The organism is Arthrobacter sp. M71 S08 (genome assembly GCF_059089725.1).
Genome location: NZ_JBNHEY010000008.1, coordinates 1 through 12,466, shown reverse-complemented (window position 1 = coordinate 12,466; position 12,466 = coordinate 1). Strand labels below are relative to the sequence as shown.

Genomic DNA, 12,466 nt, shown 5'->3' with positions numbered 1-12,466 from the left:
GCGTTACTGTCCGCCCTTCTGTACAAATCCCCGGACGAACTCCTCCGCGTTGGACTCCAGGACGCCGTCGATCTCATCAAGGAGATCATCGACCCCTTCTGTCTCCGCATTGTCCTGCGACTGGCCGGCGGCTGGGGCTGTCGCGGGGTCGGGAGTGACCTCGTCCTGCTCTTCGGGGCGCGATCCGGTATTCCGCTGATCCTGTGTTGCCATGATGAGTGCCCTTCTCTTCGGCCTGTTGTCGGCTACTTCTATGGTGCCATGCTGGGTTCCGGACCGCCCTGTAAGCGGGAGACAAATTCCTCAGCCGTCCGCGAACCCGCGAACAGTTCCTCCGTCAGCGCTGCTGTTCCGCGAAGCGGCTCGCGAGTCTGAATACGCTGCAGTCTGCGCTGTGAGGGCAGCTCAAAAATGATGGAGTCCCAGCTCGCGCCGACAACCTCCTTCGGGAAAGAGGAGATGCAGCGTCCGCGGAAGTATGCGCGCGTGTCCCGCGGTGGATCAGCGACGGCCGCAACGACGTGGTCGTCGCTCACCAGCCGCTCCATTGCGCCCCTGGCTGCCAGCCGGTAGTAAATTCCTTTGTCCGGCCTGAGGTCGGCGTACTGCAGGTCAATCAGCGCCAGCCGGGGGTCATTCCACTCCAGGGAATCCCGGTCCCGGTAAGCCTGCAGGACCTTCAATTTAGCGACCCAGTCCACTTGCCGTGCAGCCTCCATGGGATCCCGGCGGAGCGTTATGATCAGGGATTCCCACCGACGGAGCACATCGGCAGTTTGCCGATCCCCACCGCCCTGCGTGTCCACCGCACTGCGCGCCGCCTCCAAGTAAATTTCCTGGACGTCCAGCGCGGTGACCCTCCGCCCGTCAGAAAGGGTGACGAGGTGGCGCAGCGTCGGGTCATGGCTAATAGCCTGGAGTTCCCTCACGGGTTCAGCGATGGCGGGGACCGGAACCAGCTCATTTTCGATCAGTGACAGAATCAGTGAGGTTGTGCCCAGCTTCAGGTAATTGGATACCTCGCTCAGGTTTGCATCCCCGATGATGACATGAAGACGGCGATACTTTTCGGCGACTGCATGCGGTTCATCCCGGGTGTTGATGATCGGCCTGCGCACAGTTGTCTCAAGACCCACCTCATTCTCGAAGAAGTCCGCCCGCTGGCTGAGCTGATAGCCAGGCTGTTGGTTCAGTGCACCGATACCTACCCGTCCGGCCCCGCAGATCACCTGGCGCGTCACGAAGAATGGAATCAGCGCCGTAGCGATCCTGCCGAAGGGAACGCTCCGCGGAACAAGGTAGTTTTCATGGGACCCGTAGGAGACGCTCTTGCTGTCCGTGTTGTTTTTGTAAAGGATCACCGGCGCGAAACCGGGCGTCGCAGCGATGCGCGCCATTGCCCGCTGCACCACGACGTCGCCTGCCCGGTCCCAGCGCACGGAGTCCAGGGGGCTCGTCACCTCGGGACTTGAGTACTCGGGGTGCGCATGGTCCACATAGAGCCGGGCACCGTTGCTGAGGACGAGATTCATCAGCACCGCGGCATCTTCTGCTGGATCACCGGTGCCCTGGTCAACGAGCGCCACCTGTTCCGCCGTCAGGACGGGCGGCTCATCGGTGAGCTGCGAGGGCTCAGCTGCCGCGCGGCCGACCTGCCATCCGCGTGCGTCAGACAGCGGAGCTTCGTCCGTATAGTCCCAGCGCGTGCCCGCGAGGTTTCCCAGACCTTCCCGCAGTGTTGCCGCGTAAGCATTCACCACCTGTGTCGAGAGCACCGTGGCGTTCGCGTCCGAGATCCCGGGAGCGATTATGCCGTATTCGGTTTCGGTGCCCATGACCCTGTGTACGGTCAGGAGCGGCAGATCGGTTGTGGATGTAACTTCGGAGGGATTTCCTGTCACAGATACTGCCCCGTGTTGGCCGCAGTTTCGATTGTCTTGCCGGGTTCCTGACCGGCCTTGCCCTGAACGATCGTCCGGATGTACGTGATACGTTCGCCCTTCTTGCCGGAGATGCGCGCCCAGTCGTCCGGATTGGTCGTGTTTGGCATGTCCTCGTGCTCGCGGAACTCGTCCACTACAGCCTGCAGAAGGTGTTCAATGCGCAGGCCCTTCTGCCCGTTCAACAGGAGATCCTTGATCGCGCTCTTCTTAGCGCGGTCCACGACATTCTGTATAACCGCACCCGAGTTGAAGTCCTTGAAGTACAGCATCTCAGTGTCCCCGTTGGCATAGGTGACTTCGAGGTACTCGTTTGACTTCTCCGTTGAGTACATTTTCTCCACTGTGCGGCGGATCATCGCCTGGATGGTAGTGGTAACGTCTCCGGCGTACTCTGCCAAATCATCACGGTGCAGCGGGAGGTTGCCGGTAACGTACTTGGCGAAAATCTCGGCCGCGCCCTCCGCATCGGGACGATGGATCTTGATCTTCACATCGAGGCGTCCGGGCCGGAGGATAGCCGGGTCGATCATGTCCTCGCGGTTGGAAGCGCCGATGACAATCACGTTCTCGAGTTTCTCCACACCGTCGATCTCGCTGAGAAGCTGCGGCACGATAGTGGTTTCCACATCGGAGGAAACCCCGGTGCCGCGGGTGCGGAACAGGGAGTCCATCTCGTCGAAGAAGACGACGACGGGCGAGCCGTCGGATGCCTTCTCCCGGGCACGGGCAAAGATCAGCCTAATGTGCCGTTCTGTCTCACCGACATACTTGTCCAGCAGCTCAGGTCCCTTGATATTGAGGAAATAGCTGCGGGTTTCTTCCGAGCCTGTCCGCTCGATAGCCCTCGCAGCTAGCGAGTTGGCAACGGCTTTGGCAATGAGTGTCTTCCCGCACCCGGGCGGGCCGTAGAGGAGGATGCCCTTGGGCGCCTTCAGTCCGTGCTCGCGGTACAGGTCCGGGTGAAGGAAGGGCAGCTCAACGGCATCGCGGATCTGCTCAATCTGCGGACCCAGCCCGCCGATATCCTCGTAGGCAATGTCCGGCACCTCTTCAAGCACGAGGTTTTCGACCTCGCTGCGCGCAATCTTCTCGAGAGCGTAACCCGTCCGGTTATCCACGGACAGGGCATCCCCGACCCGGATCTTCTGCTGCTGGAGCGGTCCGCTCAGGCGGACGACACGCTCTTCGTCGGCACGGCCGATTACGAGTACCCGGTCCTTACCCAGCAGCTCCTTGATGGTCACAAGTTCACCGGAACGTTCGAAAGAAAGCGCTGCAACGATTGTCAGGGACTCGTTGAGCAGGACTTCCTGCCCGGGCATGAGCTGGTCGACGTTGACCAGCGGGCTGACGGCAACCCTCAGCTTCCTGCCCGACTGGAAGATATCCGCGCTGTCCTGCATTGCAGCTTCCGCGCCGTTGACTCCGGTTTGGGAGGTACGCTCATTCACCTCGATGACGGTTGCGAAGCTGAACGGCGCTGCCCCCTCCTTCTCCAGCGCGCCCTTCAACCGCACGATCTCGGTTCGTGCTGCCTCCAGCGCGGAGACGAGCTTGGAGTTGTTCTGGGTTGCGGCCGCCAACTGCCGATCGATATGCCGCAGCTTGTCACGCAGAACGTTGATCTGGCGCTGGGCAACTGCAAGCTGCCCATCGGAGGGAGTTCGGGCTGGTTCCGGCGCTGACTGGGGCGTTCCGGAGTCGTTATTCGATGTATCCAACGCGATCGCCACCTTCTCCGTTGCTGTTGCGTTCTCTTTTGACCATAGCGCAGTGAACATGGGATTAGCCTGAAAGTGACAACTTCGTCACTTTCAGCTGAGGTCGACTCAGTCAGCCTGTTCGGTGGACTGGGAGTCGCGCCGCGCCTGTGCCTCCTCGGGTGGAAGAGCACCTCGCTGGATGGTTGAACTGGCGTCACGGGCAACCCGCCGAAGCCGTTTGTCCGATACCGCCCGCTCCCCCACTGCCTGCGGTGTCCACGCATTGAGGTCCTCGTCGCTGAAACCGGTCTTCGACGGCCGGCGCTTCGTGCTGATACCGGTCACACCGTGCGCAAGCCGCCGCGTTGTGAGCAGGAAGCCGGTGTGCGCCACCATTCGGTGATCGGGGCGGACCGCCAGACCCTCCAGATGCCATCCGCGCACCATCGATTCCCACGCTTCCGGCTCGGTGAATCGTCCGTCCGCGCGTATTGCCTCGGCCGTGCGGGACAACTGGGTCACAGTAGCGACATAGTTGATCCACACTCCGCCCGGCGCCAGCACGGTAGCGACCGCGTCGAGGCACTCCCACGGTGCAAGCATGTCAAGGACTACGCGGTCGACGCTTCCCGGCTTCTCTGCTTCGAGGACCTGCTCCTGGAAATCACCAAGCGTGATCTGCCAGGCGGGGTGTTCGCCGCCGAAGATCGTCTCGACGTTGCCCTTCGCGATGTCCGCGAACTCTTCGCGTCGCTCGAAAGAGTGCAGGTATCCACTGTCACCGACGGCACGCAGGAGTGAGATGGAGAGTGCTCCTGAACCGACGCCGGCTTCCACCACCCGCGCCCCCGGGAAGATGTCCGCCATTGTGACGATCTGACCGGCATCCTTCGGATACACGACCGCAGCGCCACGCGGCATCGAGAGCACGAAGTCCGAAAGCAGGGGGCGAAGCGCCTGGTACTGCGCACCGGTGGTGTTGGTGACGATCGTCCCCTCCGACGCCCCGATCAGCTGGTCATGGCTGAGGAAACCCCTGTGCGTGTGGAAGGCACCGCCGGGAGTCAGGGTGATGGTGTTCATCCGGCCCTTCTCGTCGGTCAGTTGCACGCGCTCGCCCGGACGCAGCGGTCCACGGCGCGCCGCCGCACCGTGGGGTTGCTGTGCGGCCTGGTGTTCAGACTGAGGTTCAGTCTCCGTCTCGAACTGGCTGGTGTTCATAAGATCCTCCGGTGGTTCTGCTAAGGCAGCCCGAAGGCGCCCACGAGCTTTGAGTGTCAGTTACTGCCTGGATGAGAGCGGCCGGTGATCGCCGCGATAACAACGGACTGGTGCAGCAGACCAGTAACCGTTCCCTGCCTGTCCGTCACCGCATACTCGCTGCCCGCGAGCCGGGCAAGATACTGCACGAGTTCCTGGCCTTCGGCGAACTCCGGAACATAGGCCCCAGGGGCAAGCGCGCGGGCCACTGCATTCACCGGTGTCGCATCTGCCTGCGAGTCCGGGACTGCCGCCAGTGCCCCGCGGTCCACAACAGCTTCCGGCAGACCGTTCGGACTGGTCAGAACGATGTCGACGCCCGGCCGATCGGTGAGCAGACGCTTGACCTGTTGCACGGTGGTTCCGGCCGGCATGCTCACGGCCGGGTGCTTCAGCCTGCCCGCGCTGACCTCCGGGAGCCTCAACCGCATTTTGGCGTTGGCAATTGCGGAGCTGGCTCCCAGCCAGAGGAAGCCGCCCATCACAACGGCGACGATCACCGTGATGGCGCTGGGCTGGGCACCGATAAGGAGCGGCACCAGCACGACGGCGGCGATCAGACCGACGGCAATCACCCGTCCCGTCCACCCAGCAGCCACCGTCCCCTTTTCCTGGCTCCCGGTCGCGCGCCAGACCGCGGACTCAACGATCCGTCCGCCGTCGAGCGGCAGACCCGGCAGCACATTGAACGCCGCAACAAGGAAATTGGCCCACACCAGAATGTTGGCGAGGAGATTGGTCACTCCGGAAGGCTCTATGAGTACGATCGCTCCCCAGCCGGCAAGGGCAAGCACGAAGTTTGCCGCGGGACCTGCAAGGGCGACGATGAGTGAGCGCCCGGGGCTGGCAGCGAAATTCTCGAACTGCGTATGACCGCCCCAGAGATTCAGTACGATACGCGTGGTCGGCCAGCCGAAACGGCGCGCGGACAGCGCATGGGCAAGCTCATGGATCAGGACTGAGGCCGCGAGCAGCACCGCGTATGCGAGAGCAATGCCGTAGGCTCCGAGGCCCAGTGCCGGATACAGGTCTGCGACTTGAGGCCCGAAGACAATGACCACGAAGGCCGCGATGATGAACCACGACCACGCCAGCACGACAGGGATGCCGAGAATGCGACCCAGCGGTATGCCGTCCTGTCGGGCCGCCTCAGGTTGCCGTGGCCTGTTCACGCAGTCCCCCTGCTACCGGCACGGTCGGCATACGACCCAACCAGGGTTTCGAGATCCTCAACACTTCGGCCGGCGAGGCTGGGCCACAGGTGGTCCGCGGAGTCTGGGGGCAATGCAACGAAATGGGGCACGCCGAGGGTCACCACTCCGGCTGCCCTGGCCGAGGTGACCCCTGGGAGGGAGTCCTCGATAGCTATGACGCGCTCCTTGCGCAGAACCCGGGCTTTCGAGAGTTCGTCAAACGCCGTCTGGTACGCCTCCGGATCGGGCTTGCCCTTGGCAACCCGATCGCCGGTGATAAGCAGTTCAAAGGTGCCGACCGGCAAATGGCGTTCCACTTCCGCGGCCAGCTGCTGCTCCGACATCGTGACCATTGCGCAGGGAATGTCCTGCTCACGGAGGGCGAGTAGAAGCTCGCGCGCACCTGGCCGCCACGGCACCGACTCGCGCACCTTTGCTGTCACCTGTTCCGTGAGCGTATCGATGATCCCGCGTACGCTTAGCTTCACGCCGGCGGCCTGCAGCACGCCGGCGGAAAAGGTAAGCGCCTGTCCGACCAGGCCCTCGGCCTGCTCATCCGACCAGGAGCCACCATGGGCGGCAACCAGCTGATACTCAGCCTCAATCCAGTACGGTTCCGTATCGACGATAGTGCCGTCCATGTCCCAGAGCACCGCCTGCAGGTCAAGCACTGCAGGCGCTTTGTGTTCAGCATGCTGTTCGATATCTGAGGGCACAGCCGTATCGCTGAAAGGGGTGACCATGCCCCAAGTCTACGTGGCCACGCCCGGCCGACCGGCGGGTCCGCTCTGCGCGAAGCAGCGTGGTAAGCCTGACAACGGCCGCGGCGGAGGTCTAGGGTGAAACGGTGAGTACGTTCGAAGAGAACCAGAACCAGGGCGTTCCTGACGGCCTTCCCGGGCTCTTCCCTGAGGGGGATGGTGAGCGCAGGGTTACGGTCATGCTCGCCGCGTTCGAAGGATGGAACGACGCCGGCGAGGCCGCAAGCGATGCCCTGAAGTTTGTCGGCAAGCAGTGGGGCGGGGAAAAAATCTCGACCATCGATGCTGACGAGTTCTATGATTTTCAATTCACCCGGCCAGTCATCAAACGCAACAGTTCAGGGCAGCGACGCATCAAGTGGCCCACGACGCGCATCAGCAGGGCCTCAGTGCCCGACAGCGATCTCGACGTCATCCTGGTTCACGGAGTCGAACCCTCCTATAAGTGGCGTGCGTACACCGCGGAACTTGTAGGTATGGCAAAGGAGCTCGAGGTGGACTGCCTTGTGCTGGTCGGTGCCCTGCTCGCGGATGTGCCTCATACCCGTCCCATCCCGGTCACGGTGTCTTCCGACGACGACCTGATTCGAGAGTCGCTCAACGTGGAGTCCTCGACCTATGAAGGCCCCATAGGAATCGTCGGGGTTCTTGCGGAGGTCGGCCAGCTCGCTGACATCCCGACGCTGTCCATGTGGGCGGCAGTTCCCCATTACGTCGGTCAATCTCCGTCACCCAAGGCACAGCTGGCACTGTTGAACCGCCTCGAAGAGCTGCTTCATGTCAGCCTGGATACCGCCGCGCTGGCGGAGGAGGCGGAAGCGTGGGAGCGCGGGGTCGACGAACTTTCCACTGAAGACCCGGAGGTCGCAGCGTACGTGCGGCAACTGGAGGAAGCGAAAGACACGGCAGACCTCCCAGAAGCGAGCGGCGAATCAATCGCACGCGAATTCGAGCGTTACCTAAAGAAACGAAGGAAGGACTAGTTGTGATGTCCAAGGAGGTTGTCCCGCCTCGAGGCGGTGAGTCGGCCTGACAGGCGAAGGCCTCCGGTAGTGAAGTGGAGCTGTCTAGTTCACCGCTTCACCCACCGGAGGCCAACATGTCCCACGCTAACGCTGTTTTGACCCCTCGTACCCGTTTGCGGTTAGCGCGGCTGGTCGTCGACGAGGGATGGACCTGTGCCGCGACGGCCAAGCATATCCAGGTTCGCTGGTCCACGTCGATGTCACCAAGTTCGGGAACTCCCCGACGGCGGCGGGCACCGGTTCCTGGACCGCCAGCAGAGCAAGCTCCATGCTCGGGCCACCGCCCACCGCACCGGTGAGCGCGGCAACGACTACCGGCCACGGATCGGTACCGCCTACGTCCATACCGTGATGACCATTCCAGGGTCGCCTACGCGGAAATCTGCGCCGACGAGAAGGCCGCCACCGCGATCGGCGTGCTGCATCGGGCGACCGCATGGTTCGCCACCCGGGGCGTCACTGTGGAACGAGTGCTCTCAGACAATGGGTCCTGCTACCGCTCCTACGCCTGGCGGAATGCCTGCACCGAGCTCGGCATCAAACCCAAGCGAAACCCGGCCCTACCGGCCCCAGACCAACGGAAAGATCGAACGCTTCCACCGCACCCTGGCCAACGGCTGGGCCTACGCCCGGTTCTGCACCTCCACGGCACAGCGCGATCAAGTCCTACCGGACTGGCTGCACTTCTATAATCACCATCGTGCCCACTCCGCCCTCGGAGGTCAGCCACCGATCACCCGACTGACCAACCTCCCTGAGCATTACAACTAGTCCTTCAACCGGATGCCCAGCAGGGCATCGAACGCGTCGGCAGCCAACTGAGCGCCGTCGTCGGTTCCCGTGAGGTGCGCGGTCTCGGCACACCACCGGTCCACCGCCTGCAGCGCCGCTGGAGCGTCAAGATCGTTCGACAAAGCCTCCCGAATTGATCCGAGGAGATGCTGGACGGACTCCACGGTCGCCCCGGCAAGCGCGGCGCGCCAAGTGTCCAGGCGGGACCGTGCGGCGTCGAGGCCAACCGAGGTCCATGACCAGTCAGAGCGGTAGTGGTTGGCGAGTATCGCGAGGCGAATGGCGGCAGGATCAGTGCCGGCTTCACGCAGTGCTGATACAAGCACCAGGTTGCCCTTGGACTTGCTCATCTTCTCGCCGTCGAGCCCCACCATGCCTGCGTGCGCGTAATGGCGGGCGAGCGGGCGGCCCGAAATCGCCTGGGCATGTCCGGAGCTCATCTCGTGGTGAGGGAACATCAGGTCTGATCCCCCGCCCTGGACAGCGAAGGGTGCGGGAAGGTGCTGAAGCGCAATCACCGAGCACTCAATGTGCCATCCGGGCCGTCCGGGACCGAGGGAAGCGCCGTCCCACGAGGGCTCCTCTGGCCGGGCAACGCGCCACAGCAGGGGGTCCAGCGGGTTGTGTTTGCCCGGGCGGGCGGGATCGCCGCCTCGCTCAGCGAAGGTGGGAACCATCTCCTCCTCGCTCATATGCGAGATGAAACCCGGCTTCCACTCCACTCCGCCCGAGGTGGCCGACAGCTGGGCCGCACGGTCGACCGAAAAGTAGACGTCGCCGTCGGGATCTGTTTCATGTCCCGGCACGCGATAGGCAAGATTGCGCTCAAGCAGGTCTTCGACCATCGGGACGATGGCCGCGACCGACTCGACCGCTCCCACGTAGTGGGAAGGTGCCAGAACGTTGAGGGCCTCCATGTCCGTGCGGAAAAGGTCCGTCTGCGAACGGGCGAGATCCATCCAGTCGACGTTGGTTGCAGTGGCGCGCTCCAGCAGTGGATCGTCAACGTCGGTGACGTTCTGGACGTAATCGACGACGTAACCCGCATCGCGCCAGAGCCGGTTCAGCACGTCGAATGCCACATAAGTTGCTGCGTGGCCCATGTGCGTGGCGTCATACGGAGTAATTCCGCAGACGTACAGTCCCTGCCGGGATTCGGCACCGAGCTCCAGAAGATTTTCCCGCGCGCTGTCCCAGAGGCGGATGGGCGGCGGGCTGCCGGGCAGGCCAGGAACGGTCCGGGAATTCCAGGAAATCACGGTACTACCTTACGGGGTCGGGAGTTGGCTTTCGGTGGACCTCCCAGAGGACCAGGAGTGCCGCTACGCGGAAATGACACCGAAGCCGAGAAGCAGGAAGATCACCAATCCGAGTCCAATCCGATACCACACAAAGATTCCGTAGCTTCGGGTTGATACGAACTTGAGGAACCAACCGATGATCACATACCCCACCGCGAACGCGATGATTGTTGCGAAAAGCGTTTCGAGTGCCCCGTACGGACCCGGCGTACCGGCGCTCTTGTACAGCTGGTACAGGCCGCTGCCGAAGACTGCGGGAATGGCAAGCAGGAATGAGTATCGGGCTGCACCCTCTCGGGTGTAACCCATCAGCAGGCCGGCGGTGATCGTTCCACCTGAGCGGGACACCCCGGGAATGAGAGCCAGCGCCTGCGCCAGGCCGTACAGGATTCCGTGCTTGTATGTCAGCCGGTCGAGGGTGAGCCGCTGCCGCCCAATGGCGTCCGCCGTGGCGAGGATCACACCGAAAACCACCAGCATGGTGGCTACCAGCCACATGCTCCGGAACGTGCTTTCGATCTGGTCCTGAAACAGCAGCCCAAGGATAACGATGGGGACGCTGCCGATGATAACGAGCCAACCTATTCGAGCATCCGGGTCGTTGCGCGGCACCTTGCGGGTGAGGGATCCGAACCATGCACTGATGATGCGGAGGATGTCCCGCCAGAAGTAGACAATCACCGCGGTTTCGGTCCCAAGCTGGGTGATGGCGGTGAAGGCAGCCCCCGGATCCTGTTCCCTCGGGAGTAGCTCTCCGACGATCCGCAGGTGTGCACTCGATGAGATTGGCAGGAATTCGGTAAGGCCCTGAACAAGGCCCAATACGGCCGCTTCTATCCAAATCACAAGTTAAGACCCTACGTCACCGTTTCGAACGCAGGCTTTAGGCTTGGCGTATGCAGTGGCGAAAAGTGGGTGGCAGCGGGCAACTGGTATCCGTGCTCGGCCTTGGAACAATGACCTGGGGTATGGACGTCGATGAAGAAGCGGCGCGGGAGCAGCTGCGTCTGTTCGTGGAGGCCGGCGGAACCCTGGTGAGCACTGCCGCCCGATTCTCTGACGGTCAGGCAGAGGCTGTGCTGGGTTCACTGCTGGGCGACGTTGTTGCCCGTTCAGAGGTGATTCTTGCCGTACTCGGCGGCATTCCCCAGCACTGGTCCGAGGGCCGTCTCGACGCCTCGCGCAAGGGCTTGCTTGACTCGCTGGACGCCTCCCTCTCACGCCTCGGAACGGACAGCGTTGATTATTGGCTGGCGCCGGCGGCCGGCGCAGAGGTACCTGTCGATGAAACCCTGGCAGCGCTGGAGTGCGCCTACCGCTCTGGACGCGCCCGCTATGTGGGTGTGACCAACTACACAGGTTGGGAACTCGCCCGGCTGTGCTCCGAAGCGGGGTTCCCGATCTCCGTTCACGAAACTGAATATTCGCTGCTGAGCCGACGCGCCGAGGACGAGGTGCTGCCGGCATCGGGCGCATACGGTATCGGAACTTTCGCCTGGGCGCCGCTGGGACGGGGTGCGCTGACCGGCAAATACCGCTCGCAACTGCCATCGGATTCCCGCGCCGCATCGGACGACTGGGCCGGGTACCTCGAACCGTACCTGGCCGGCCGAGCTGCTCGAATCACCGATGCGGTTTCAACCGCTGCCCGCGGATTGGAACTGCCGGCTGCTGAAGTGGCGCTTCGCTGGCTGCTTCACCGGCCAACGGTCGCCTCGGCCTTGCTCGGGGCACGTACGGGAGCACAGCTGAAGGAACTCCTGGGGTGCTCGCAGGAACCGCTGCCCGCGCAGATATCTGAGGTACTGGACGAGATCTCGGCACCCGCTAGCTGAATCAGGTGGGGGGAAGCCGGTCAGGAACCGCTGACTGCTTCGCCTTCTACTTCTTCCTCTTCGTCGTCTTCGTAAATGACGAGCGGGGTCACTTCACCGTAGGCGTCATACAGTGATTCCTCGTAGGCCTCAAAGGAATCAGCGATCGAAAGATAGGCCGACTCGACCGCGGGATCATCGTCTCCCCTGCGCGATGCTGCAGCGGCGAGGTGTTCTTCCAGTGCGGAAACCAGCGATTGCAATGCGACACGCGGATCGATGCTCATGGTCTAGACGTTATCGGTAAAGTGAAGCAAATTGGAGGGAAATGCGCGAACAATTTCTGAACTCAACCGCCATTCGGGAACGTGACTACGGCCGCCAGTACGAGTACCTCGTAGTCACCATCAGCGCTGGCGAACCGCTGTCCGCCGCACGCCAACTCCTCACCGAGCACGCGGAGTACGGCAAGTGGGAACTGGAGCGTAGCTGCATCTATATCGGCGGTCACCGAAGGTTCTGGCTCAGGCGCAAAGTGCTCCGGGTGCAGCGTACGGCCTGATGAGCACGCGCTAGTTGTACCCGGCCATCAGGTTGGTGCCAGTCGACTGATCGGTGGTTTGCCTCCGAGTGCGCTGTGACTGCGTTCAGTGTTGTAGTGCTCGAGCCATGGC

At 62.7% G+C, this 12,466-nt stretch carries 13 protein-coding genes and 1 pseudogene; 4 read left to right on the top strand and 10 right to left on the bottom strand.

Going from position 1 to position 12,466, the window contains the following annotated elements:
* Positions 1-3: 3 nt before the first annotated feature.
* From AC5RTB_RS14320 to AC5RTB_RS14295, 6 genes are all read right to left on the bottom strand, one after another.
* The gene (locus AC5RTB_RS14320) at positions 4-213 is read right to left on the bottom strand and encodes a ubiquitin-like protein Pup (protein WP_494061730.1); all 210 of its coding nucleotides are present in this window, start codon (positions 211-213) and stop codon (positions 4-6) included.
* 38 nt (positions 214-251) lie between these two features.
* Positions 252-1,835 carry a depupylase/deamidase Dop gene (gene dop, locus AC5RTB_RS14315; protein WP_494061729.1) on the bottom strand — a complete coding sequence of 528 codons (1,584 nt, stop codon included), beginning with the start codon at positions 1,833-1,835 and terminating at the stop codon, positions 252-254.
* A gap of 62 nt (positions 1,836-1,897) precedes the next feature.
* The gene (gene arc / locus AC5RTB_RS14310; protein ID WP_494061853.1) at positions 1,898-3,664 is read right to left on the bottom strand and encodes a proteasome ATPase; all 1,767 of its coding nucleotides are present in this window, start codon (positions 3,662-3,664) and stop codon (positions 1,898-1,900) included.
* A gap of 108 nt (positions 3,665-3,772) precedes the next feature.
* A complete protein-coding gene (locus AC5RTB_RS14305; protein WP_494061728.1) occupies positions 3,773-4,867 on the bottom strand; it encodes a tRNA (adenine-N1)-methyltransferase in 1,095 nt (364 codons plus the stop codon).
* A gap of 56 nt (positions 4,868-4,923) precedes the next feature.
* Positions 4,924-6,078 (bottom strand): site-2 protease family protein, encoded by a 1,155-nt coding sequence (locus tag AC5RTB_RS14300; RefSeq protein ID WP_494061727.1) that lies wholly within the window; start codon positions 6,076-6,078, stop codon positions 4,924-4,926.
* A complete protein-coding gene (locus AC5RTB_RS14295) occupies positions 6,075-6,842 on the bottom strand; it encodes an HAD family hydrolase (protein WP_494061726.1) in 768 nt (255 codons plus the stop codon). The genes AC5RTB_RS14300 and AC5RTB_RS14295 overlap by 4 nt, the downstream gene beginning before the upstream one ends.
* Before the next feature lie 104 nt (positions 6,843-6,946).
* On the opposite strand from AC5RTB_RS14295, the gene AC5RTB_RS14290 reads away from it, so the two are divergent.
* Both AC5RTB_RS14290 and AC5RTB_RS14285 read left to right on the top strand, forming a co-directional pair.
* Positions 6,947-7,843: a proteasome assembly chaperone family protein gene (locus AC5RTB_RS14290; RefSeq protein WP_494061725.1), complete on the top strand. Its 897-nt coding sequence runs from the start codon at positions 6,947-6,949 to the stop codon at positions 7,841-7,843.
* A gap of 360 nt (positions 7,844-8,203) precedes the next feature.
* Positions 8,204-8,656, top strand: a pseudogene (locus AC5RTB_RS14285) (integrase core domain-containing protein); the annotation flags it as partial.
* Here the strand turns inward: AC5RTB_RS14285 and mshC are convergent.
* Together mshC and AC5RTB_RS14275 are read right to left on the bottom strand one after the other, a co-directional pair.
* Positions 8,653-9,936: a cysteine--1-D-myo-inosityl 2-amino-2-deoxy-alpha-D-glucopyranoside ligase gene (gene mshC, locus AC5RTB_RS14280; RefSeq protein ID WP_494061724.1), complete on the bottom strand. Its 1,284-nt coding sequence runs from the start codon at positions 9,934-9,936 to the stop codon at positions 8,653-8,655. The pseudogene AC5RTB_RS14285 and the gene mshC overlap by 4 nt on opposite strands.
* Positions 9,937-9,999: 63 nt before the next feature.
* Positions 10,000-10,824, bottom strand: a complete 825-nt coding sequence (locus tag AC5RTB_RS14275) for an undecaprenyl-diphosphate phosphatase (RefSeq protein ID WP_494061723.1) — start codon at positions 10,822-10,824, stop codon at positions 10,000-10,002.
* A 50-nt stretch (positions 10,825-10,874) separates the two neighbouring features.
* On the opposite strand from AC5RTB_RS14275, the gene AC5RTB_RS14270 reads away from it, so the two are divergent.
* Positions 10,875-11,813: an aldo/keto reductase gene (locus tag AC5RTB_RS14270; protein WP_494061722.1), complete on the top strand. Its 939-nt coding sequence runs from the start codon at positions 10,875-10,877 to the stop codon at positions 11,811-11,813.
* A gap of 20 nt (positions 11,814-11,833) precedes the next feature.
* Here the strand turns inward: AC5RTB_RS14270 and AC5RTB_RS14265 are convergent, their stop codons facing one another.
* Positions 11,834-12,079: a hypothetical protein gene (locus AC5RTB_RS14265; RefSeq protein ID WP_490891539.1), complete on the bottom strand. Its 246-nt coding sequence runs from the start codon at positions 12,077-12,079 to the stop codon at positions 11,834-11,836.
* Between the two features lie 41 nt (positions 12,080-12,120).
* Between AC5RTB_RS14265 and AC5RTB_RS14260 the strand changes: the two genes are divergently transcribed.
* On the top strand, positions 12,121-12,354 hold the full coding sequence (locus tag AC5RTB_RS14260; protein WP_490891538.1) for a DUF5703 family protein: 234 nt from the start codon (positions 12,121-12,123) through the stop codon (positions 12,352-12,354).
* 27 nt (positions 12,355-12,381) lie between these two features.
* Here the strand turns inward: AC5RTB_RS14260 and AC5RTB_RS14255 are convergent.
* Positions 12,382-12,466: integrase core domain-containing protein (locus AC5RTB_RS14255; RefSeq protein ID WP_494060840.1), on the bottom strand; the 85-nt coding region annotated here is incomplete at its 5' end.

What these genes read in the sequence shown, in the direction of transcription:
- AC5RTB_RS14260 (WP_490891538.1), top strand. Translation starts at nt 12,121, where the DNA reads ATGCGCGAACAATTTCTGAACTCAACCGCCATTCGGGAACGTGACTAC.
- AC5RTB_RS14270 (WP_494061722.1), top strand. Translation starts at nt 10,875, where the DNA reads ATGCAGTGGCGAAAAGTGGGTGGCAGCGGGCAACTGGTATCCGTGCTC.
- AC5RTB_RS14320 (WP_494061730.1), bottom strand. Translation starts at nt 213, where the DNA reads ATGGCAACACAGGATCAGCGGAATACCGGATCGCGCCCCGAAGAGCAG.
- AC5RTB_RS14305 (WP_494061728.1), bottom strand. Translation starts at nt 4,867, where the DNA reads ATGAACACCAGCCAGTTCGAGACGGAGACTGAACCTCAGTCTGAACAC.
- dop (WP_494061729.1), bottom strand. Translation starts at nt 1,835, where the DNA reads ATGGGCACCGAAACCGAATACGGCATAATCGCTCCCGGGATCTCGGAC.
- AC5RTB_RS14265 (WP_490891539.1), bottom strand. Translation starts at nt 12,079, where the DNA reads ATGAGCATCGATCCGCGTGTCGCATTGCAATCGCTGGTTTCCGCACTG.
- AC5RTB_RS14295 (WP_494061726.1), bottom strand. Translation starts at nt 6,842, where the DNA reads ATGGTCACCCCTTTCAGCGATACGGCTGTGCCCTCAGATATCGAACAG.